Annotated in this window: 16 protein-coding genes; 3 read left to right on the top strand and 13 right to left on the bottom strand. The window is 63.5% G+C overall.

The window, feature by feature from the left end:
• Nucleotides 1-73 precede the first annotated feature (73 nt).
• Genes ACQRBR_RS06770 through epsC form a run of 3 tightly spaced genes read right to left on the bottom strand, consistent with a single transcriptional unit; the run spans nucleotide 74 to nucleotide 2,398 of the window.
• On the bottom strand, nucleotides 74-1,327 hold the full coding sequence (locus ACQRBR_RS06770) for an amidohydrolase family protein (protein WP_303881466.1): 1,254 nt from the start codon (nucleotides 1,325-1,327) through the stop codon (nucleotides 74-76).
• Nucleotides 1,328-1,343: 16 nt separating this feature from the next.
• Complete coding sequence (locus ACQRBR_RS06765) at nucleotides 1,344-1,490, bottom strand: hypothetical protein (protein ID WP_204675233.1); 147 nt, start codon at nucleotides 1,488-1,490, stop codon at nucleotides 1,344-1,346.
• Nucleotides 1,487-2,398, bottom strand: coding sequence for a serine O-acetyltransferase EpsC (gene epsC, locus ACQRBR_RS06760; RefSeq protein WP_040369750.1), 912 nt, complete (start codon nucleotides 2,396-2,398; stop codon nucleotides 1,487-1,489). The genes ACQRBR_RS06765 and epsC overlap by 4 nt, the downstream gene beginning before the upstream one ends.
• A 289-nt stretch (nucleotides 2,399-2,687) precedes the next feature.
• Here epsC and ACQRBR_RS06755 point away from each other — a divergent pair, with 289 nt between their 5' ends.
• Nucleotides 2,688-3,617, top strand: a complete 930-nt coding sequence (locus ACQRBR_RS06755) for a phosphoglycerate dehydrogenase (RefSeq protein WP_303881462.1) — start codon at nucleotides 2,688-2,690, stop codon at nucleotides 3,615-3,617.
• 575 nt (nucleotides 3,618-4,192) lie between these two features.
• Here the strand turns inward: ACQRBR_RS06755 and ACQRBR_RS06750 are convergent.
• The 4 genes from ACQRBR_RS06750 to ACQRBR_RS06735 all read right to left on the bottom strand — a co-directional run bounded on the left by ACQRBR_RS06750 (nucleotide 4,193) and on the right by ACQRBR_RS06735 (nucleotide 11,943).
• A complete protein-coding gene (locus ACQRBR_RS06750; RefSeq protein ID WP_427812624.1) occupies nucleotides 4,193-7,234 on the bottom strand; it encodes a hypothetical protein in 3,042 nt (1,013 codons plus the stop codon).
• A 781-nt stretch (nucleotides 7,235-8,015) separates the two neighbouring features.
• A complete protein-coding gene (locus tag ACQRBR_RS06745) occupies nucleotides 8,016-9,086 on the bottom strand; it encodes a radical SAM/SPASM domain-containing protein (protein ID WP_427812623.1) in 1,071 nt (356 codons plus the stop codon).
• Entirely contained in the window at nucleotides 9,083-10,087 is a 1,005-nt protein-coding gene (locus ACQRBR_RS06740) for a hypothetical protein (protein ID WP_427812622.1), read from the bottom strand. Before ACQRBR_RS06740 ends, ACQRBR_RS06745 begins: the two co-directional genes overlap by 4 nt.
• Nucleotides 10,088-10,164: 77 nt before the next feature.
• Nucleotides 10,165-11,943, bottom strand: coding sequence for a GNAT family N-acetyltransferase (locus ACQRBR_RS06735; protein WP_427812621.1), 1,779 nt, complete (start codon nucleotides 11,941-11,943; stop codon nucleotides 10,165-10,167).
• A 182-nt stretch (nucleotides 11,944-12,125) separates the two neighbouring features.
• Between ACQRBR_RS06735 and ACQRBR_RS06730 the strand changes: the two genes are divergently transcribed.
• Nucleotides 12,126-13,016 (top strand): hypothetical protein, encoded by an 891-nt coding sequence (locus tag ACQRBR_RS06730; RefSeq protein WP_427812620.1) that lies wholly within the window; start codon nucleotides 12,126-12,128, stop codon nucleotides 13,014-13,016.
• 453 nt (nucleotides 13,017-13,469) lie between these two features.
• Here ACQRBR_RS06730 and ACQRBR_RS06725 read toward each other — a convergent pair whose 3' ends face one another.
• The 4 genes from ACQRBR_RS06725 to ACQRBR_RS06710 form a co-directional block, all read right to left on the bottom strand.
• The gene (locus tag ACQRBR_RS06725; protein WP_337619642.1) at nucleotides 13,470-14,195 is read right to left on the bottom strand and encodes a sulfite exporter TauE/SafE family protein; all 726 of its coding nucleotides are present in this window, start codon (nucleotides 14,193-14,195) and stop codon (nucleotides 13,470-13,472) included.
• A gap of 626 nt (nucleotides 14,196-14,821) precedes the next feature.
• On the bottom strand, nucleotides 14,822-15,115 hold the full coding sequence (locus ACQRBR_RS06720) for an ErpA-related iron-sulfur cluster insertion protein (protein WP_204675142.1): 294 nt from the start codon (nucleotides 15,113-15,115) through the stop codon (nucleotides 14,822-14,824).
• A gap of 18 nt (nucleotides 15,116-15,133) precedes the next feature.
• Nucleotides 15,134-16,030 carry a glycyl-radical enzyme activating protein gene (locus ACQRBR_RS06715; protein WP_289616563.1) on the bottom strand — a complete coding sequence of 299 codons (897 nt, stop codon included), beginning with the start codon at nucleotides 16,028-16,030 and terminating at the stop codon, nucleotides 15,134-15,136.
• Between the two features lie 89 nt (nucleotides 16,031-16,119).
• Nucleotides 16,120-18,564, bottom strand: coding sequence for a glycyl radical protein (locus ACQRBR_RS06710; RefSeq protein WP_278338327.1), 2,445 nt, complete (start codon nucleotides 18,562-18,564; stop codon nucleotides 16,120-16,122).
• Between the two features lie 245 nt (nucleotides 18,565-18,809).
• Here ACQRBR_RS06710 and ACQRBR_RS06705 point away from each other — a divergent pair, with 245 nt between their 5' ends.
• Nucleotides 18,810-20,321 carry a sigma-54 interaction domain-containing protein gene (locus tag ACQRBR_RS06705; protein WP_427812619.1) on the top strand — a complete coding sequence of 504 codons (1,512 nt, stop codon included), beginning with the start codon at nucleotides 18,810-18,812 and terminating at the stop codon, nucleotides 20,319-20,321.
• An 87-nt stretch (nucleotides 20,322-20,408) separates the two neighbouring features.
• Here ACQRBR_RS06705 and ACQRBR_RS06700 read toward each other — a convergent pair whose 3' ends face one another.
• Together ACQRBR_RS06700 and ACQRBR_RS06695 are read right to left on the bottom strand one after the other, a co-directional pair.
• Nucleotides 20,409-21,146, bottom strand: a complete 738-nt coding sequence (locus tag ACQRBR_RS06700) for a sulfite exporter TauE/SafE family protein (RefSeq protein ID WP_303867220.1) — start codon at nucleotides 21,144-21,146, stop codon at nucleotides 20,409-20,411.
• A gap of 225 nt (nucleotides 21,147-21,371) precedes the next feature.
• Complete coding sequence (locus ACQRBR_RS06695) at nucleotides 21,372-22,838, bottom strand: APC family permease (RefSeq protein ID WP_278338330.1); 1,467 nt, start codon at nucleotides 22,836-22,838, stop codon at nucleotides 21,372-21,374.
• Between the last annotated feature and the right edge of the window lie 28 nt (nucleotides 22,839-22,866).

Here is a 22,866-nt window from a genome sequence, read left to right as displayed (position 1 = left end):
CTGCCAAGTGCGCCGCCAAAGCAAAAAAGGCGCGGCACCCCCGTCAGGGATGCCGCGCCGGCAAAAACGTTCCTCAGGCGGCCGGGCCGGTGCTGCCCTGCTCCGGGCCGCTCCAGACACCTTCGGTGACCACATGGCGGCCCCGCGCCCAGACATGGCGCGGCCAGCCCTGCACCTCAAGGCCTTCATAGGGCGTATAGTCGCCCTGATGCAGGCCGCGGACGCTCAGTTCCCGGCAGCAGACAGGGTCCAGCACCACCACGTCGGCGTCGAAACCGGCTTCCAGACGGCCCTTGTGCTCGCCCAGGCCCAGGAGGGCGGCAGGCGTGGTGCAGGCCACATCCACGAAGCGCGGCAGGGTCAGGCGGCTTTTGCGCACGCCTTCCGAGAACAGCAGGGGCAGGCGCGTCTCCACGCCGGGCATGCCCTGCGGGCAGGCAAAGACCGATTCCCGGCCGGTGGCCCACTTGCGGGCGTAGCTGACCTCGTCATGGGCGGAGACCACATGATCCAGCAGGCCGCGGGCAAGGGCTTCCCACAGCAGGCGCCCGTCGCGCGGGGCCCGCAGGGGCGGCATGCAGACATACTTCAGGCCCTCGGCCGCCCCCTCGCCATAGCTGGCGGCATCCAGCAGCAGATAGCGCGGTGCCGTGCAGGCATGGATACGGCCGCAGTCATGCCCGCCGGAAAGCGCCGTCAGGGCGCGTGCCGACGAGACGGGGCCCAGACACAGCGGGCTTTCCGCCGCATGGGCCAGGGTCAGTGCCAGACGCACGGCCGTTTCTTCGGCATAGGCCGGGAAGACCTGCGGCCAGATCTGCACGTCCCGCTGCCCCTCGGCTTCCAGACGGGCACGCATGCCCCTGACCACGGGCTCCAGCCCGCAGGCCGCCAGCGGCAGCATGCCCTGGCTCTTGAGACCGCGCAGGCGCGTGCAGGCGTCGGCAGCCGTCAGCAGCGACGCGGGGAAAGCCGCACAGGCCGCCGCATCCGGCAGTTCTCCGGCGGCATCGGCGTGCACGACCACATCCAGGGGCAGGCCGTCCGTGACCGGCGTGGAGCCGTCGCACGGCGGCAGCACGCCCAGGCTGGTGGTACCCCCCAGGAGCGCGGCCCGGGCCAGTCCGCCCAGCCCCGCACCGGCGGGACGCACCTGAGCGTCCACCCCACCGGGCAGCACATAGCAGTCCGTGGCATCCACCACGCAGGCGCCGGAAGCGGAAAGGCTTTCGCCCACTTCCACGATACGCTCGTCCTCGAACAAGACATCAGCCCTGCGCACGCCGTCATGGCGCACCACAAGACCACCCTGTACCAGAGTACGCATGATCCCGACCTCGCTGTTACAGGCCGCGTCCCATGGAGACGCCGCCGATCATCTGTCCTTTGGCCTTGACCTCCGTGCCGCAGCCGCTCAGGCAGGCCGCCAGCATCACCGCCGCCAGCAGGAGCAGCGGCAGGAAAAGGCGCCCCCTGCGCACGGGCCTCATGACGGGCGCTCCTGCGTGACCTTGGCCCCGGCGGGCACGTCGTCGGTGATCCAGACGTTACCGCCGATGACAGCGCCCCGACCCACGGTGACACGGCCCAGGATGGTGGCGCCCGCGTAGACCGTTACCTTGTCTTCCAGGATGGGATGGCGCGGGATGCCCTTGGTCAGGGTACCGTCGGCATTCTTGGGGAAGGAGAGCGCCCCCAGGGTCACGCCCTGGTAAAGACGGCAGCTGTTGCCGATGATGCAGGTCTCGCCGATGACCACGCCCGTGCCGTGGTCGATGAAAAAGTCGTTGCCGATGGTGGCCCCGGGATGGATGTCGATACCCGTACGGGAGTGGGCCATCTCGGAGATGATGCGCGGGATCAGCGGCACCTTGAGGCTGTACAGCTCATGGGCGATGCGGTGATGCACCATGGTGTACATGGAAGGGTAGCAGAAGATGGTCTCGCCGGGGCTGGTGGCCGCGGGGTCGCCTTCGTAGCCCGCCTGGGCATCCCCGGCCAGCTTGTGGCGGATGTCCGGCAGCTTGTCCATGAAGGCCAGCGCCAGCTCGCGGCTGTTGCGCTCACAGTTCTGGCAGCCTTCGCCCTCGCCCTTGCAGGAGAAGGATATGCCGCGCTGGATCTGTTCGGCCAGCAGACGGTAGACGCTGTCCAGATTGGCGGCCAGATGATGGCGCATGGATTCCCGCCAGACGCGCGCGGCCCCGAAATAGCCGGGGAACAGGGCGGCCCGCAGGCGATCCATGATCTCGTTCAGCCTGTCCAGGGAAGGCATGGCCATGCCGCGGGCCGAACAATGCCAGACCTTGTCCAGGGATTCGGGATGGCAAAGACGGTCGACCACGGAATCCAGCCGCTCCATGGCGGCGGAAGAAGTATTGTCCTGAAGAATGCTCATAGTCACCTGCGTTGCATTTTTTCGCGCATTGTACACGGCAGACGCCCGCAAGGCAAAGGAAAACGGGTACCTGCCCGCGACCGCGTCCGGCGTTGACAAATCCGCCCGCTGGGCTAGGTTCAGGACGCAGGCCCCTGCCGCCCGCGCAAAAACGGCCCGGCCCGCACAGCGTATCCGCAAGGGCATGAACAGCTCTTCCCCGGGCCTGCCCGGCCCCTTTCCCGCCGGGCATCCTGCGGGCAAGGAACGCCTGCCCCGCCGCACACCTTTCCTTACAAGGAGCCCCGTCATGAAAGTCCTCGCCACCCCGCGTTCCTTCGGTAAGAACAATCCAGAACTCTTCGACATCCTCCGCCATGCGGGGCTGGACGTCGTGCGCAACGATACCGGCGGCATCCTCTCCGCCGCCCGGATGCGCGAAAAACTGGCCGACTGTGACGGCCTGATCGTGGGCGTGGACCCCGTCGATGCCACGGTGCTGGCCGCCGCGCCCCGCCTGCGGGCCATCGCCAAGTACGGCGTGGGCCTGGACAATATCGACCTGGCCGCCTGCGAGGCCCGCGGCATCAAGGTCTCCCGCACCGTGGGCGCCAACAGCGAGGCCGTGGCCGACTATGCCCTGGCCCTCATGCTGGGCGTGGCCCGCAAGGTGGCCCTCATCGACCGCCGCTGCCGTGAACGGGACTGGAGCAAGATCACCGGCATTGACCTGTACGGCAAGACCGTGGGCATCATCGGCCTGGGCGCCATCGGCAAACGGGTGGCCCGCCGCTGCGGCGCGGGCTTCGGCATGAAGGTGCTGGGCCACGACATCGTCTGGGATGACGCCTGGGCCGGCGAGAACCATGTGGAGCGCGCCGATTTGGAACGCATCTTCCGCGAAGCCGACTTCATCAGCCTGCACACCAGCCTCGACGACAGCACCCGCCATCTGGTGGACGCTCCGCGCCTGGCCCTCATGAAGCCCACCGCCATCCTCATCAACACCGCCCGCGGCGAGCTGGTGGACGGCCCCGCCCTGCTGGAGGCCCTGGAGCAAAAACGCATCTACGGCGCCGGTCTGGACGTGTTCGAGCAGGAACCGCCGCAGGATGCCCGCTGGTACGCCCTGGACAACCTGGTCATGGGCTCCCACTGCTCGTCCTCCACCAGCGGCGCCGTGGCCACCATGGGGCACATGGCCGTCAGCAACCTGCTCCGCGATCTGGGCCTGAAGTAGGCGGCAGTACCCAGTGAAATGATGACGAGAGGGGGAGGGGCGTTTTTTGGTAAAAACTGCCCCTCCCCCTCTCGTGCTCTCCCCCACCCCGAAAAAACTTTTGCTCTGACCGGTATGGACGTCCCCGTCGCTGTCTGGACGGCCGCTGACATATCGCTGCTCCAGGCAAATGAAGCACAAGGCATATGGTGTGCCAGCCATCGTCCATCCGGCATCAGGGGAATCCGTTTTCCATCAAAGACTCACGGACACGGCCCCGCTACCGCCAGGAATCAACGCCATCACAAAGTTGAAGATTTTCCGTGTCACGCCGTGGCGCGCAACAGCCTGAAACTCGCAACAAAAAGACCGGGAACAGTAAATCCTCCTGTTCCCGGCATCTCATCAGTCTTCCGTGACGCAAACCTCTCCCCGGCGAATAACGGCGGGGACCATCAGCAACGGCAGTCCTTCAAGTTTCCCCGCCCTGCCATCCTCCCTGATAAAAGTTTTTGGAAAGGATGGAGGGAGGTTGAGGGGGGAGCCTTTTTCCAAAAAGGTTCCCCTCCCCCCTCATTCACATCTTGTCCGCGGGCCTAGAACTCATAACGTACCAGAGCCGTGCCGCTGACGCCCTGCCGCACGCCGGTGTGCCCCTGGACGCCGAAGTCCAGGCTCAGGCCGGAACCTTCCACGGGCGTGAGGGTCAGACCGGCTTCCAGCAGACCGCTGTCGCCCTTCAGGCTGGGCGCGGGAGCCTCAAGGCCGTAGGTGGTGGCGCGGGCCTTGCCGTTGAACTCGTGTTCCCAGGCCGCCCCGGCATAGCCGGTCACCTGCCGGCAGAAGTCATAGCCCAGCCGCGCTCCCAGACGCAGGCGCTGCGAATCCACACCGTCGAACGACCAGGGATCGTCCACGATATGGGTGGACTGGCCTTCGGTATGGGTCCAGAAGTATTTGCCGTAGACATCCAGGCTCAGACTTTCGGTCAGATCCCACACATAACCCAGTCCGGCGTGCAGGCCGTAATACGGCGTAGAAAGGTCATACTCGGCCTTACGACCACTGACGGCATCATGCAGGTCATCGCTCTGCCACTGGCTGTTGAGGCGGCCGTAACGGAAGGAACCTTCCAGATACAGGCCCTTGAGCAGGTCTTCCTTCAGGTCCAGACGGGCCAGCAGGCCGCCGCCGTAGTAGCTGCTCCGGCCATCGCCGTCCACGGAGGGGCCGTCAGAGAAGCTGTTGTGCGTGTCCACACGGGCAAAGCCCGCTTCGAAGAAGACGCCCGCCAGGATGTCCATCATGGACGTCTCTACCCGCTTGGCAAAGCCGGTCATGAAGGCAACACCACTCAGATCCACATGCGAGCCGGTCTGATAGCGCGAACGCGTGCCGGTGACGGCGGCAAAGGGGGCGATGCCCCAGGCCGGACCTTCTCCCCCGGCGACGGCGGCAGAGCGGGCCTGGTCTATGCCCTGCCCGGCCACGAGGTCGGCGCCGATATTGCCCAGGGCCACGTTGGCCAGTACGCCTTCCAGCGGTGCCTTGGCCTGCGACGCCAGACGGGCCCCCGTATCGCCGGACGGCCCGCCCTCCCGGCCTCGAGGCTGCACGCTATCGGTCACTGTGGCCATCAGCGAGGTATCCGTGGTCTTCAGATCGAAGTCATAGACCACGAAGACCCCCTGTTGTCCGCTAAGGCGCTGCTGGGTCATGCCTTCGGCCTTCAGGCCATGCTCATTGGCCAGCAGGGTGACGCTGTCCCCTTTATGGAGCAGAGGCGTGCCCCCGGCAACGGCAACACCCACGGAACTGTTGCTGATGTCCGTGCCCTTGGCATCCGTGAGGGTCAGGACGGTCGTACCGGCAGTGGTCTTTTCCGGCAGGATGAAGCGGTAATTGGCAAAGTTGCCCACATTGACGGCCTTCAGGCCCGAAGTCCGGATTTCCAGAGTATTGCCGGTGCGCATGTCCCCGTGGCCGTTCCCCGTGGCGCCGCCGTACAGGCGTGTGCCGCCCAGATCGGGGGCTCCTTCGAGGATGACGGTATTGCCGGTGGCACTGCCCGTGCCCGTCCAGACGAAACCGCCGCAGACCTCGTTGCCGGGCGTACCGCCGCTGATGAGGACCGTGTTGCCGTTGGCATCGCCCTCGTCCGTGTAACCGCCGTACAGGCCTTCATCGGCACCGCTGATGCTGCCGCCGCTGAACAGTACGGTATTGCCGTTGACCGAACCGGCGCCGCTTTCCACGTAACCGCCCATGACGCTGCGCAGGTTCCCGCCCTCGATGATGACGGTATTGTTGTCGGCACTGCCCGTGTTGCTGTAACCGCCGTGGACAAAGCCCTCGTCATTCTCGGTACCGATGGTGCCGCCCGTGACCCGGACAGTATTATTGCGGGCCGCCGCGCTGCGGCTCTCGCCGCCCATGACGTTCATGCGGACCGTACCGCCGCTGACCGTCACCTCATTGCCGACGGCATCGCCCCTGGCACTGTAGCCACCGACCAGGAACTCTGCAGTGGCTGTCCCGCCGAAGCTGATCTCGCTGCCCTCCGCTGTCTGGGAGCTGTTGTCTGCGATAAAGCTGCCATAGGCACTGCCGGCTATGGTACCGCCGTCGATGAGCAGCTCGTTGGCAGAAGCGCCGCCGCGATCGGTATGACCGGCATAGACGTGTTTGCCCACTTCGCCGCCGTGTATCTCTATCTTGTTGCCGGAAGCGAGGCCGCTCAGGGAATCCCCGCCGGTCAGGGACTCCCTGACGGTACCGCTGCTCATGACGAGACTGTTCCCGCGGGCGTCGGCTCCGCCGCTCCAGCCTGCGGTCAATCTGGTCACGGCACTGGTACTGCCGGAGAATTCCACCCGGTTGTCCGAGGCCTCGCCGGTCCCGGTCCGGACGTGGCCGCCGTAGGCTTCCGTTCCCAGCTCGCCGCCGGTGACGGTCAGGATATTGCCCCGCGCGTTGCCTTCATGGCTGAAACCGGCACTGACGAAATGGTCAGCGCTCGTGCGGCTGATGCTGCCGCCGCTGATGGTGAGCCCGTTGCCCGTGCTGTCGCCTTTTACCGCATACCCGGCAGACACCTCGGTGTGGGAGCCCTCGATGTAGCCGTTGCGGATCTCCAGCGTATTGTCGCGCGCGTCACCGGCCTCACTGAAACCTGCGTAGATGCGGCCACCGGCCCAGACACCGCCGATACGGCCATTTTCCACGCTCACCCTGTTGCCGGATGCCTGCCCGTTTTCCGTAAGGCCGCCGTAGATATTGGCGGCCCGGGATCTTTCGCCCCGCATCTCGACCTTGTTGTCCGTCACATCGCCCTTGCCGTCGGCATGGCCACCGTAAAACGAACTGGCGTCCAGATCCCCTGCCTGGTTGGAGATGATGACGTGCCCCTTGTCCGCCGTGTACGAACCGGAACCGCCATCCGTGGTGCCCGTGTAATGACTGCCCTCAGGATATCCTGGGCGGCCGACCTTGCCGCCGCTGTCGGCCGGCGAAACGGTGGGAGCCAGCAGGACAGCCCCCAGGAGCAGCCCTGCCAGCGCGTTTCGCAACCGGCACTTGCCCAGGATCAGACGGTAGCGGCGCAGCAGCATGCTCAGTGCACCTTGGGTCTCTTTCATGTTTCCTCCTTTTTTGAGCCGCCCCACTGCTCCCTATCACCATGGTATTATAGAAAATGAATTTCGTTTTTTGTTTAGATAAAATCAGACGTCCCTGTCAACTTTATTTTCCACTATTTCATGCTGTTACAAATGGTTGCGAGCGCAATCACTTAAATGGAGCAAGGCAAAGGAGCAAAATTTACTGACTTGGCCCTTTTTTTCGCCCTCCAGGCAACAGCAATGGCGAGAGGGGGAGGGGCGTTTTTTGGTAAAAACTGCCCATCCCCCTCTCGTGCTCTCCCCCACCCCGAAAAAACTTTTGCTCTGACCGGTATGGCCGGTCCCCGGCCCTGACTGGACGGCCGCTGACGTATCGCTGTTCCAAATGAATGGGGCACAGGTCGCGTGATGCACAAGCCATCGTCCATCCGGCATCAGGGGAATCCGTTTTCCACCAAAAACTTGTGGATACGGCCCCAGCTACCGCCAGGAATCAACGCCATCACAAAGTTGAAGATTTTCCGTGTCACGCCGTGGCGCGCAACAGTCTGAAGCCCGCAACAAAAAAATACCGGGAACAGGAAATCCTCCTGTTCCCGGCATCTCATCAGTCTTCCGTGACGCAAACCTCTCCCCGGCGAATAACGGCGGGGACCATCAGCAACGGCAGTCCTTCAAGTTTCCCCGCCCTGCCATCCTCCCTGATAAAAGTTTTTGGAAAGGATGGGGGGAGTTTGAGGGGGGAGCCTTTTTCCAAAAAGGTTTCCCTTCCCCCCTCATCCCAAAACTTCCACCAGCCCTACCAGATCTTCTCGAAGCGCTTGGAGCAGCCCGCGCAGGGCAGGTCGGGCCAGGGCCCGGCCAGAGCGGCACGGAAATCCCTGAAGCCCTTGGTACGCCACAGCTCGGCCAGCTCCTCAGCGGGGCGGCCGTATTCGGCGCGGGCGAAGATGCGCCGCTTGGGGTCTTCCTCGCTGGTGGGCAGGTTGACGTACACACAGGGCGAAAGATTGCCCTGCGTGTCCACATAGATGGTGCGGTCCACATTTTCCCGGCAGCCGTTGCGCACGCGCCCCACGGCCTCGGGATCAGGCAGGGCGTACCACAGCTCCCGGCCGCTCTGGTGCACTTGGGCCGCCACAGGCGCCAGCACGGCGGCCGCTGCGGCCACCTTGTCCGCCTCTTCGGGGCTGTAGGCCTCCACGGCCAGCTCCGGCGAAGCGATATAATCCATGGTGCTGACCACCGCACAGTGCACGTCCAGCTCTTCCATGAGCTCGGGCAGGCGCTTTACGGCTTCCAGCTGCGAAGGCAGGAGCAGGTAGGCCAGATGCACTTCCAGATGGACGCCCTGCTTTTTGCGGCGCACGTCCTGCAGGCAGCGGATGGCCTCGCAGACCCGGCTGAAGGGGATGCCCTGGCGGCTGGCGTTGCTGGCCTCGTCGGTACCGGCCAGGGAAAAGGCCACAACGTCCATGCCGCTGTCCACGATGGCGGCGGCCAGGGACTCGTCCATGTGCTGGCCGCAGGTGGTGGTGGACACGGCACAACCCGCCCGCCGGGCCACGCTGACGAAATCCATGAAGCGGGGATGCAGGAATGGTTCGCCCCAGCCCTGCAGATGGACGCGGCCGCACTGGCGCATGAGCGGCCAGAGGGCGGCGAAGGTCTCGGCGCTCATGAGACGCGACTGCCAAACGTCTTTTTTGGTGGTGTGCGGACAGTAGGTGCAGCGGCAGGCGCAAACGGACGAGACCTCCACCTGCATGCAGAGCAGGGGCGTGGGCCGCCCGGTGAAGGCCTCGCGCAGCCACTGGCGCAGTCCCGGCCCGGGCAGGGCCTTGGGGCTCAGAGGGTCGAGCGTGCTCATGCGGCCTCCTCTCCGCCCAGCAGGCGGCGCAGACGGGCGAACCAGCCGCCGCCCGAGGTGGTGGCTCGGGTGCTCCAGCCGGTCTCCAGACAAGGCAGCGCCGGACGGGCATGCCACTTGCGCTTGAAGAAGCGGATGCCGGGGTCGATGCCCAGCCCCAGGCAGAAACGCATATGGCCGCGAGCCTCGGCCTCGCTGACCAGCCCGGCCAGCAGGGCGTCGGCACAGCCGGGCACGGCCCCCTGCCGCCGGAAGGCGAACATGTAGAAGGCCGTGGTCAGGGAGGCGTAATCGCCCACGGCGAAGGCCTGGAGGCTGTTGTCCTCCCGATGACGGGCGGCCCAGAGCTGCACGTCGGGATGGGAGCCCACATAGTTTTCCAGATGGCTGAAAATGTGCACCGTGCCGGGCTCGAAGGGCTTGCGGCGCAAAAAGTCCTGCACCAGCGCGGCGTGATCCGGCTGCCAGGCCTCGCGCACCACCTCCACGTCGCGCAGGGCGCGGCGCTCCATGTTGCGCAGCTTCTGCCACGGCAGGGAGCCGTCCTCGCGCAGCAAGGGCAGATCAAGATCCCAGTAAGCATCCGGCGTACCCGTACCGGCATCCTGCGGAGCACGCGTGGGGCGCACCGGAGCCAGGACGGTGATCCGGCGCACTTCCGGCAGGGCAAGGGCCGCATCCACAGCGGCATCCACACGCAGCTGCACGCCCTCCGCCGTAGCGGCCTCGGCGCTCTGGCGTACGCTCACGGCCTCCAGACGGGCGGCGGCATCCGTGGCCTCCTTCACTCCGGCCACGGCCGCTTCCAGATCCGGCCCTCCGGAAAAGGTCTCCAGCATGGCCGCGTCGTAGGCCACCAGCACCAGATGCCCTTCCAGCAGATAGGCGGGAAAACCGGCGCAGGCCAGCGGCCGGGAACCGGCCACGGCCGTCACATAGTGCAGCAGCTGTTCCGGGACCACGGCCTCGGCCGTGAAATGCTGCAATCCCTGTGAAAACATGATGGTCTCCTTGTGGCGGAGCGCCCGGGCCACGACCTGCCCCAGCGGGACACGGACCAGCGGGACGCCCCCGGCTGTCAGCGATCCCCGTCAGCGGGGATGCGGTAAAGATCGTCCTCGCCACGCAGGCGGGCGCGCATCCTGTGGATCCAGGTAGGCCGTACCTGCCGCACGGTAAAGCCGTCCTCGGTGAGCATGCGGCGCAGGCGCAGCATGTGGGCCGCGCCCACAAAGACCGCGGCCCCGCCCTTTTCGATGAAGGGCCGCATGCGCTCGCGGAAGCGCTGGTCACGGAAGTCGATGACCTGCTGCGTGCGCGTGGGGAATTCCGTGCTAGTACCCATCATGGGTTCCAGCTCGCCACGCAAGTAGTGGTAGATATTGCGTTTCATGTAGGAGCGCCACTGGCCGCAGTGGCGGAAGAAATCCAGCACGCGCGGCACGGGCACCACTTCCAGGGAATGGAGCTGCTCTTCCATGGTCTCCATGCCCAGCACGGTCTTGCCCATGTCGCGGGCCAGATGCCAAGCCTCCAGATCCACGGAATCGCGCCAGCCCTGCCGCTCCAGAAAGGCCGTCCAGAGGGAGAAGAAGGCGTACCAGTGCCGGGTGGTATGCAGGCGCTCCCGCACGTCCGGCGCGTCCTCCCACTCCATGTTCAGGAAGCGCGCCACCGGCCCGCGCACGCCGCAGACCACGCGCTCCAGCCGCCGGATCTCGGCCTCTGTCATCAGACTGTCCAGCGGCACGGCCCCGGGATCGGGAGATTTGCCGCAGGCCTCCACCTGCGCCAGACTCTCGGCATCCAGCGGGCCTTCAAAGATGACGGTATCCACCTTGCGGAACAGGCGGCGGAACGAGTCGGCAAAGGAATAGCAGAAGAAATGCGCCGTGCCGCAGATCCAGGAGCGGCGGCCCTGCTTCTCCAGCTCCCAGAGCATGGCAAAGGGGCGCTGGTCGGGCAGCCTGTCCAGTATCTGGCGCTTGGAAAGGCCCTCGTCGCTGCGCTCCACCAGGGCCTGCATGAGCTCGTCCAGCACCACTTTATGCACGTCGGCACGCGGCCGCTCCTGCCACTGGGCCATGACGTAGGAAAGCTGCGGCGCTCCGCCCCACTTGCGCTTGAAGCGGGTGATGCCCTCGTTGACGCCCAGGCCCAGCTGGACGAAATCACAGCCCGCCGCGCGGGCCTTTTCCAGCATGACGGCAAAGAGCGCGTCTCCGGCGTGGGGTACGGGATGGCTGCGCGAACGGGCGCCCACAATATAGCTGATGAAGGCGGGCGTGCTGTAATCCAGCACCAGACAGGCCACCAGGCGGTCGCCGTCCCAGGCGTTGAGCAGGCGCACGTCGGCGCCTTCGGCGGCCAGCATCTGCGGCGTGCGGGCAAAGAGCTCGCGCACGTTGGCCCGCAGCACGGCCCGGCCCATGAACTCGGCCCACAGGCGGCGGTGCTGCGGACCGAACTCCCGCGTCTCGTCGATGCGCAGACGCTCCCGGGCCTTGCGCACGGGCGAGCGCAGGCGCGGCGGCACGGGCGCATCGGCCGGAAGGGTGTAGAATTCGTCCCGCTCCAGCACGTTGTCCGCCAGACGCGGCGGCAGATCGGGCCCCACGGCAAAGCAGGCCGTGGCCCCGGTCTCGCGCAGGGCCCCGGACAAGGCGGCCTCGAAACGCTGGTGGCTGTACTCGCCGCCGTCCCGCAAGGGGTAGGCGATGGCCATGAGCCAGTCTTCGGCGGCGTAAAAGACGAAGTTATCCACCATCAGCACCCGGCCCCCGGAAACGGCCTGCATGAAGGGCGCGGAATGCTCGGGGACCACGGCGCGGGCAAGGATGTCGGTGACGGGATTCATGACGCGGCCTCACTGCTGGAGTGCGGAAAGGATGCTCTTCGCATCTTTTCGCAGGATAGCCGCTTTGACGGCGGGCCGCAATGCGGGGTGAGGCGAAGGGATACGGGCCTTTCGGATTCCGGCGTTTGCTGTTAGCAATAGGCGGAGCTCTCCGCAAATTTCATTCCCGACAAGGATATGCCATGAATAATGCATGCACATCCCGCTGGTGCCGCAGGTCTCGCATCATCACCAAACGGCAGTGGCGGCGTTTTGAAAAACATCCCATGCGGCTTTTCTGGTGGCTGACGGGTATAATCACCGGCATTTTCATTCTCTGCATCATTTTTGCCGGGAGTAGTGAGACAGCCTACACGGCTTTCGGCAGTTACTTTACCGCACTGGCGTTCGTGGGCGTCATCGTGACCGTGCTCTTGCAACGCGCGGAATTGCAGGAACAACGCAAGGAACTGCGCGCCCAGCGCATCGAACTGGAAGGCCAGAAACGTGAACTGGAGATCCAGAATCGCACCGCCCAGCTTCAGCGCTTTGAAAACGGATTTTTTCATCTTTTGGATAATTTTAAAACTATTTTAGAAGAATCCAGAAACAGTCATTTAATGATGTCTTTGAAACCATCACAAGGACTATTGACACCTTACACTATAATAGAAAAAGAATATGATATAAATGAAGATATTCAAACATTCATAGCAACGCTATTTATAAATCTCCCAATATCACTAAAAAAACTGGTGCGTACTTACTACGCAATAATAGATTTTATCTATACACATGATGCATTTAAAAATAAAAAATACGACTATTCAAAATATATATCTATTCTAAATATCTATTTAGAAAATATCGAATACGCTATTCTTTTTTATACTTCAATTTTAGATAACAAAAAAATAAAGCTTGCTAACGAATTACATCTTTTCTCACACTATGCTCTTTTGGAGGATCGTTATATTCCTGTACGCCCGGAACATGTCCTCTTCTTCTCTCCACAGGCCTTTGGTGGAGATTATGAGGAATATATCAGACGGCACAACCTGCAAGGCAAGACGCTGGAAGACTTCCTCCAGTAGTGTGCAGCTGAGGCGATAGCCCTCCTTGCTGCCAGCCTCCGCCGCACCTTCCCATTGCCGCACAAGCGGCATTTCCCGGAAGGACTTCTCACAAACACAAAAGGCCGGTGCATAAGCACCGGCCTTTTCATTTTCAGGCATGTCTCCGGCATCCTGCCGCATCAGGAAAGAACTTTTCCGGTCACAGCAAAACCCGTCATATCCACCGTGCCCCCCGTCGCCTATTGAGCGCGCCGTTTGACGGCGTGCGCCGAAGGCGCGGTGCCGTCCGTCCCGGCGCGCCGCCACAGTACCGGGGACCCCACGCGGGGCAGGGGGTGCAGGGGGCCTGGGGCTGCGCAAGCCCCGGCCCCTTGCCGCATCGCCGCGCAGGCAACCAGCCCGTGATGCCGGGCAGCAGCCGCCATCCGGCGGCCCCAAAGGAAGGGAACCTGCCGTATCCGCGCAGGCGCCCTACCCCAGCGCCCGCACCAGGCAGACCAGGCCCGCCACGGCGATGACGCAGAGCAGCACCTTGCGGAAGGCCTGCTGGGAGATGTGCTTGACCACGGGGAAGGCGATGCAGGTGCCCAGGATGACGCCGGGCGCGCCGTACATGGCGCAGGTGAGCACCGTGGGCGTATAGAAACCGGCCATGCCCTGCAGCACCAGGGTCACGGTGGCGCGCAGCACGAAGAAGACGCCCAGCGTGCCCAGCAGCACGCGCGGTTCCCAGCCCATGCACAGGCCGTAAGCCCCCACGGGCGGGCCGTCGAAGGCGATGGCCGTGCCCAGCAGACCGGAGCCGAAACCGGCCACGGCGCCCAGCGCCCGGGGATGGGCGATGGTACCGCGGGCGCGGAAGGTCTTCTGCCAGTAGACGTAATAGAGCAGGAGCAGGCCTACGGCGCCTTGCAGCACGGGGCCGGAACAGATCTGGAGGATGTAGAGCCCGGCAAAGGACCCGGGCACCGAGGCCAGCAGCATGGGCCACAGGGCGCTGACGCGGCAGAAGCGGAAATGCAGGCTGGCCAGACAGATGTCCATGACCATGTTGACGATGCAGGTCAGGGCGATGGCCTCGTGCACCGGCAGGAGCATGGCCAGGAAGGGAAAGGCCACCATGGCGCCGCCGATGCCGCTGACGCCGGAAACGAAACCGCCTGCGATCCAGGCGAGGAACACACAGATTTCTGTCATCCCGGGCATACGCCCCTCCTGCGGCCACGGGCCGCCCCCATCAGTGCATGAAAAATCGAACTACCTTTCCGGCCGTTCCGCTCTGTCAGCGGACAGCCACGGTGCGGGACGATCGCGCGCAGTGCGTTGCTTGCCGCCCCATACGGCCATGACCGTCCCGTCAGGCATGCGCCGTACGGCCTTTTCCGTCCATCCGCAGAAAAACGGACTGTGCCGCCGGGCCCTGCGCCGCATACGGCTTCCTACTCCACAAGGAGCGGCACGAGCCGTGCGGCAGCCTTCCGCACCATGCGGCATCGCTCCCCGCAATGCTTGTCTTGCCTGCGGGCGCCTTCCGGGCCGCGGCCTCTCCCCTGCCCGTCCCGCACGTATGCGGAACAGGCCACCGCGCAGTCCATGCTTAGGGAGGTAGCGGCCTTTTGGCAACAGGAAGAAGGAAAAAAGGCATAAAAAAAGGGAGCCTGTCCAAAATGGACAGGCTCCCTGCGTATTCGCCCTGATGGCGGCAGTCGCCAGCGTCAGGACGGCGTCGTCGGACGGGGAATCCGGCGCTTACGGCAGCCCTTCGCGATGGCATGGCCAGGGCAGGAGGCTTTGCCGTACTCGCCCGGGACATCCCCGGGAGATTAGGCCTGGTTGGCGGTCAGGACCACTTCCTTGTTCTCGCCGTAGCTCAGCGTGAAGGCCGTCCCGTACTTTTCCAGAAAATCCTTCTCCGCGGCGAAAGGAACGCCGTCGATGTCGATCTGCTCGTCTTCGTCCTCATCAAATTCGTCCATGCCCAGACCGAGCACGATCTTGGCATGTCAGCCACCGCCGACCTTGTATTCGCGCAGGCGCACACAAGTACCTTCATCTTCGTCTTCCAGCATGCCGCGGAGCTTTTCCAGCATGCTCTCGTCAACAGTAACAGTGAACATTGTTTTCTCCATCAAGGGTTATACGATGACAGGGACAAGACCGTGGCGGGCAAAGCGCTCTTCCGCGGCCTTGAGACCTTCAGGGGTATATTGCTGCACATCGGGGTAAGGCTTGCCCAGAGCGGCGTACTTGCTCTTGCCGAAGGCATGGCAGGGCATGATCTCCACCTGCTTGCGGCCGAAGCGCCCCAAAAAGGCCGCCATGGCCGCCAGATTCTCGTCGGAATCGTTGAGGCCCGGCATCAGGGGCATGCGCACGCGCACTTCGGTGGAGGAAGAGAGCGCGGCCTCCAGGTTGCGCAGGATGAGGGCATTGTCCTGACCGGTGAGCTTTTTGTGCTGTTCCGGGTCCATGTGCTTGCAGTCGAACAGGAAAAGATCGGCCAGGCCGATGGTTTTGTCAAACCTGTCCTCGGGGCAGAAGCCGCAGGTATCCACCGTGACGTGCAGTCCCTCGTCATGGGCGGTCTGCACCAGATCGAGGAAGAACTGCCCGCCCGCCGTGGGCTCGCCGCCGCCAAAGGTCACGCCGCCGCCGGAGTTCTCGTAGAAGAGCCAGTCCTTGCGGACCACTTCCATGACTTCTTCCACGGTCATGATACGGCCGGACATGACGCGCGCCTTGTTGGGACAGACTTCGGTACAGGCGCCGCAGTGGGTGCACTTTTCCGTATCGCGGCCCATCTTGCCGCTTTCCAGCGGCACCACGGCGCCGTTGGGACAGACCTGCGCACAGGCGCCGCAGCTCACACACAAATTGTCGAACAGCAGCATCTGCGGCGTGAACTGCTGCGATTCGGGATTGCTGCACCACAGGCAGCGCAGAGGACAGCCTTTCAGAAAGACCGTGGTCCGCAGGCCGGGACCGTCCTGAACGGACATCCTCTGGATATTGTAGATCATTCCCTGGCTCATGGCGTCCTCCCCCGTTCTTACAACCGGAGGGACCGCGCCCTTGCGGACGCGGTCCCCAGGCCGGAGGTTATATAAGGATTGGCTGTTGGTTAGGAAGCGTACTCGGTACGCTTGACGATCTCGTTCTGCACGCCCTTGTCCAGACGGGTGAAGTAGGCGCTGAAGCCGGCCACGCGGACCACCAGGTCGGTGTAGTCCTGCGGGTTCTTCTGGGCGTCACGCAGGGTGTCGGAGCTCACGCAGTTGAACTGGATGTGAGAGCCGCCGAAGTCGCAGTAGGTCTTGATGAGCGAGATCAGCGTGCGGGCACCGTTGGGACCTTCCAGGGCGGAGGGCACGAACTTGACGTTGAAGTGGTTGGCGCCGTAGCGCACGGTGTCGATGGCTTCGGCGCCGGACTTGATGAGGGCGGTGATGCCTTCATGGTCGGTGCCGGGCATGGCGGACACGCTGCCGTCGGTCAGGGCCACACCGGCCTTGCGGCCCGTGGGCAGGGCGCCCATGAGGGAGCCGAAGTAGTTGTGGTAGGACAGCGAGTAGGCGTCCAGAGGCGTACGGTGGCCGAAGCAGTCCGGACCCACGGAGTGGTGGATCTCGTCCACGTCACGGTAGTACTGCTGCACGAAGCCTTCCACTTCGGGGTAGTCGTTGCCGTGCTTGGGAGCTTCGAAGCACATCTTGCGGATGTCTTCGTAGCCTTCGAAGTTGGCCTTGATGGCTTCCATCAGCTGGGCCATGGTGATCTTCTTGGTGTCGAACACCAGGTGCTTGATGGCCAGCAGGGAGTTGGCGGCGTCGATACCGGCGGTCATGATGGGGTTGACCTGGGGATAACGGGTGCCGCCGGCTTCTTCGCACATGCCCTTTTCGATGCAGCCGTCGTACATGACCGAGCGGAAGATGCTGGGCACCACCTGCAGGCGGGCCATCTGGCTCAGGTCGGAGTGCTTGCGGGAGATGCCGAAGATGTGGCGCAGCTGCTTCTTGTAGGCGTCGTACACTTCGTCGAAGCTCTGGAACTGGGTCGGATCACCGGTCTCGATGCCCAGCTGCTTCTTGGTCAGCGGATCCTTGCCGTTGTAGAGCATCAGTTCCACGATCTTGGCCAGGCAGGGCTGGTCTTCCTGGGTGATGAAGCTGCCCTTGCCGCAGATGCCGGTGGACACGCAGCCGTAGTTGCCGCAGTTGCGGGCGTCTTCCAGGGTGATGCCGCCTTCGTACTGGGAGAAGCGGGCCAGGTTGCGCTGGATGACCACGTTGTTGTTCAGGATCTGGGGCTGGCCGGAACCGCCGCGGATGCATTCCACCACCTTCTGCATGTAGGATTCCTTCAGCTTGGGATGGTAGAGCAGGGTCAGCGTGGGCTGGATGTTCTTCATCTGGATCTGGGTTTCCAGCAGCAGTTCTTCCAGCTCGGTGCTGGCGTCGTTGCCGTTGGCGTCCACGCCGCCGATGGTGATGCTCTGGCCGGTGTGGCCGGACAGGGTCATGGCGTAGGAGCCGCCCTGGTATTCGGCCAGCTCAAGATGCTTGATCCACTGGAACTTCAGCAGGGTCAGCACCTGTTCGCGAGTCAGATTGCCCTCTTCGATGTCCTTCTTGTAGAAGGGGTACATGTACTGGCCGTAGCGGCCCGGGGAGCAGGCGCAGGCCATCTGTTCCACTTCGATGGCCAGGTGGATGAACCAGAAGGACTGGATGGCTTCACGGAAGTTGCGGGCCGGGAATTCGGGCACGCGGCGGCAGATCTCGGCGATTTCCAGCAGTTCGGCCTTGGCCTTGGGATCGGTCTCGGTCTCGGCGGTCTTCTCGGCCAGATCGGCGTAACGGTGGGAGTGGGCGATGACGGCTTCCGTGGCCACGATCATGGCGCGGTACAGGTCATGCTTTTCCTTGTTGGCCAGGGTGGTGGGGCATTCCAGCAGGCGCTTCTTGATGTCGTCGATGACCCAGCGCAGACCCTTGTTCAGGGCCAGGGGGTAGTCGGCGATACCGGAGCCGCTGGCCACGCTGACGTTGTCATAGTACACGCCGGCCTTGGAGTACGGAGCGGGGTTGAAGCCGTACTTGTCCTTGAACATCTTGTTGTTCAGGTCGATGCAGGTGCGGCCCTTCCACTTCTTGTAGGTCTTTTCCAGCAGCTCGGTGGTCTCCTGGGGGATCTTCATTTCACCCAGAGAGGCCATCTTGGCCATCTGCATTTCTTCCTTGATCCAGGCCACGTTCCATTCAGGATAGGCGTACACGCCGGCGCGGGTACCGGTCAGGGTGCCCACGATGGGGTTGCCGTCCAGGAAGATCTTTTTCTTGGTCAGCACGCGTTCCAGCAGCTTGGCGCGGATGTAGAAAACGGGTTCGCCCTGGAACTCCTCATACACCTCGTTCAGGAACTGCAGCCGCTCGGGGTCCATAACCTGAGGGGCGTTCATGAGATAGGCCTTGAGGTCTTTCACGCGGGCTTCGGCGGTATCCCAGTTGATGGCGTAACCCTGGGCGCCCTTGGCGGCGTTGTCTTCGAACTGATGTACGGTCATGACGATCTCCTGAAAGGCGATGTTGTTTGCATGTCGGGGCAGGGACGCGCCGGGCGCGCTCCGTGCCGATACCCAGTTTAAAGCATAGGCTGTGCCAAAATGGACAAATTGCCGTTTTTCATATTTAACTATTTGTTTTTATTGAAATAAATAAACATCTTGACCGGAAAGAAAAAATAAAGAAATTTTAATGAAAATCAAAAAAACTTTCTCTTTATAAAAGTCCCTTATCCAGGGGGAAAAGCATGTTCAACAGCCGCCAGTTCTACAACGTCAACCGGGCCTCGGTACTGACGCCGCAAGTCCGGGCCATCTGGGATAATATGTGCATCGGTGTGGCCGTGGTCGATGCCGACGGCATCTGCGAATACATGAACCCCATCCAGCGCCGTGCCGACGGTTTCACCCGCATCCCCGTGGAGGGACAGCACATCACCAGCCTCTACGTCCCCCACGAGCTGGAGGTCATCCCCACCATGGAATGCCTCCAGACCGGCAAGCCCCTGCTCAAAAAAGCCTACTGGTACGCCACCTCCACCAACTTCCTGGCCAGCACGGTGACGGACTTCTTCCCCCTGTTCGACCACGGACGCAAGGACGGCGTCATCGCCTTCACCATCTGGACGGGCAACACCGCCCATGTTTCGGAGTCGCGCCGCCCCCTCAAGCCCTGCAACGCGGACACGCCTTACAGTTACTACACCTTCTCCAGCATCGTGGGCCGGGACGAAGCCCTGCAGGAATGCATCCATGAAGCACGCTCCGCGGCCACCAGCTCCTCGCCGGTCATGATCTGGGGCGAGAGCGGCACCGGCAAGGAACTGTTCGCCCAGGCCATCCACTCGGCCAGCAGCCGCGCCGGGCATCCCTTCATCCCGGTCAACTGCGCCGCCATCCCGGAAAACCTGCTGGAAGGTATCCTGTTCGGCACGGTCAAGGGCGCCTATACCGACGCCCCGGACAAGCCCGGCCTGTTCGAAAAGGCCAACTGCGGCACCCTGCTCTTCGACGAGCTCAACTCCATGCCCCTGGGCCTGCAAGCCAAGCTGCTGCGCGTCATCCAGGAAAAGCGCGTGCGCCGTCTGGGCTCCCATACGGAGATCCCCATCAACGTGCGCATCATCAGCATCCTCAACGAGCATCCCCTGCGGGCCGTGGATCAGGGCCTGCTGCGCCGCGACCTTTTCTACCGTCTGGCCGTGGTGGGCATCGCCGTGCCGCCCCTGCGCAAGCGCCAGAACGACATTCCCCTGCTGGTCCGACACATCATCAACCGCTCGGAACTGGCCATGAAGACCGCCGGCGTCACCCTGGACGACGAGGTCATGGGCATCTTCCGCCGTTACCCCTGGCCCGGCAACATCCGCGAACTGGCCCACGTCATCGAAGGCAGCCTGGCCCTGCTGGACGGCAGCGACGTCATCACCGTCCACAACCTGCCGCGCCACTTCCGCGAGGCCTGCAACCTCCAGCCCGCCGATGACGACCTGCGCCCGCCCCTGCCGAACATGATGCGCGCGGAGCCCCAGATGCCGGTCTCCGCGGCCACCACGCCGGACTACTTCGACTACCGCGGCATCCGGCGCGGCGACAGCGTCTCCATCAAGACCTGCCTGCACGAATACGAATCCAGCTGCATCCGCAACGTACTGCGCGTGACCGGCGGCAACGTGGCCAAGGCGGCCCGGATCATGGAGCTGACCCCGGCGGGCCTGCACTACCGCATGAAGGTGCTGCACATCGAGAACGAAGACTGATCCTGCCTCAGGATACCGGCAGACGACGAGAACGGCCGGCGGACATACGTCCGTCGGCCGTTCCGCATACATGCCCTGGAAAGGGGTCTACAGGAAGGCGCGCACTAGGCAGACCGCCCCGGCCACGCCGATGATGACCAGCAGCACCTTGCGGAAGGTCTCCTGCGGGATGCGCTTGGCCACGGGGAAGGCCAGCAGCGTGCCCAGGATGACACCGGGCGCCCCGTACAGGGCATAGCCCAGGACTTCCGGGGTGTAGAAGCCGGCCGTGGCCTGCAGGATCACGGTGAAGGAACCGCGGATCACGAAAAAGACGCCCAGCGTGCCCAGAAAGACGCGCGGCTCCCAGCCCATGCACAGGCCATAGGCGCCGATGGGCGGGCCGTCGAAGGAGATGGCCGTGCCCAGCAACCCGGCCCCGAAGCCCGCCGCGGCACCCAGCATCTGCGGGTGGGACACAGGTCCCTGTGCGGCGCGGTAGGTCATCTGCCAGTACACATAGTAGAGCAGCAGCAGGCCCACGGCCCCCTGCAGGACGGCGCCGGAACAGATCTGCAGGATATAGAGCCCGGCAAAGGACCCGGGCACGGAGCCCGCCAGCATGGGCCAGAGGGAAGAAAGCCGGCAATGGCGAAAATGCATACTGGCCAAGCAGCCGTCCATGACCACGTTGATGATGCACGTCAGCGCGATGAGCTGATGGACGGGGATGACCAGCGCCAGCAGGGGAAAGGCCACCATGGCCCCGCCGATGCCGCTCACGCCGGAGACGAAACCGCCCAGGATCCAGGCGAAGAAAACAAAAAGGTCCGTAGCTTCGGGCATAACCTTCCCTCCTGTGGACGCTGCCCCGCCGCCGGTCTTCCCGGGGCCGCGGCGTCCCGCATGATCTGGATTGCTGCTCCTGCATAGGGGCACCATGCCGTTTTGGCAAGGGGCGCCGGGAGCCCGATAAAAAAGCCGCCCCGGGGGGCAGGGCGGCTTCCATGAAAGGCGGTCCGGCGAACGGACAGCCAGTGTCCGGCTCCCCTTGCGGGGAGCCGCCGGAGGTTACTTCTTGAAGAAGACCGCTATGTCCTTGCGGCCCAGCACGTTCTCACGGACCTTTTCTTCAGGCAGGGAGATCCAGTGCTTCTTGTTGGAGAAGTAGAAGATGAAGCCCAGCACGACCCACACGGCCAGGCAGATGAAGGGGGCGGTACCGATGCGGGCGGGGGAACCGGGCACCAGCAGGAGCAGGATGCACATGACGGCGGTGATGGTACCCACGGCGCAGCAGAACAGCTTGAGGCCCTTCTTGTCCACGCCTTCGCTGCCCATGATCACGCGGCGGGCGGCCAGGCAGGTGAACAGGTAGCCGATACCGGTACCCACGGAGCTCATGTCCACGGTCCAGGCCACGGCGGAGCGGCCGGCGAAGGGAGTCAGCAGCACGACGATGATGGTGAACAGGATGGCCTTGTAGGGGGTGCGGTACTTGGGATGGATCTCACCGAACCAGGCGGGCAGGATGCCGCTGCGGGACATGCTGAGCAGCAGGCGGCTGGTGGCGATGAAGAAACCGTTGGTACCGGTGCACACGGCGCCGAACACGGCCACGGCCAGCACGATGGAGCCGAACTTGCCGAAGGCCATGGTGGCCACTTCACCGGTGCCCCAGGCGGCGCCGCCGGTGGCGCGCTGGGCGTCGAGCTTGGCCAGCAGTTCGGGATACGGCACGGCCATGCCCACGGAGAGCATCACCATGGCGTACAGGAGCACGCCGCAGAAGATGGCGACGACCATGATGTTACGGGCACGGGAAGGATCGAAGGCGAATTCTTCAGCAGCCTGGGGCACGGTATCGAAGCCCACGAACAGGAAGGGAGAGATGGCGAAGACCAGCAGCACGCAGGCCAGCATGCTGCGCTTGTCGGAGAAGGCGGGGCTCAGGTTGGCCACGCTGGCGGTATCCAGGGTCAGCACGCCGCCGAACAGGGCCAGGATGCCGAAGGTCAGCATGAAGGCCAGGATCAGCTGCAGGGCGCCGGCAAAGCCGATACCGCGGTAGTTGATGTAACCGAAGAAGAGGGTACCGGCCGTCATCAATATGACTTCACCGGAATACACGGTCCATCCGGCGATGGAATAGAGCTCTCCGAACTCAAACACACCGGGGAAGAGGAAGCGGAAAATGACCGAAAGGGCTGCGATGTCGATAGCAACAATGGCAAGATAGCCGATCACCAGCGCCCAGCCGCAAACAAAAGCGGCGCGGGGGCCAAAACCGATATACGCATAAGCAAAAGCACCGCCAGCAACAGGGGCGTATTTGACCATGTAGCTGAGGCATACAGCAACGAAGCTGATCAGGCAGGCACCCACAAAGAAACCAAGCAGGGTACCCACAGGACCGGCCTGGGGCAGGAACATATCACCGGGCAGCACAAAGCAACCCCAACCGACAATGGAGCCCAAAGCCAGTGCGCACACCTGCAATGGCGAGAGGGACTTTTCCAACTTGACCTGTTCCGACATACCATTTTCTCCGTTATGAATTTGATAC

The sequence above is a fragment of the Desulfovibrio sp. SGI.133 genome, from assembly GCF_050313955.1.
GTDB lineage: Bacteria > Desulfobacterota > Desulfovibrionia > Desulfovibrionales > Desulfovibrionaceae > Desulfovibrio.
Note: the sequence above shows the minus strand (reverse complement) of the source record. Positions and strands in the feature narration are given on the sequence as shown.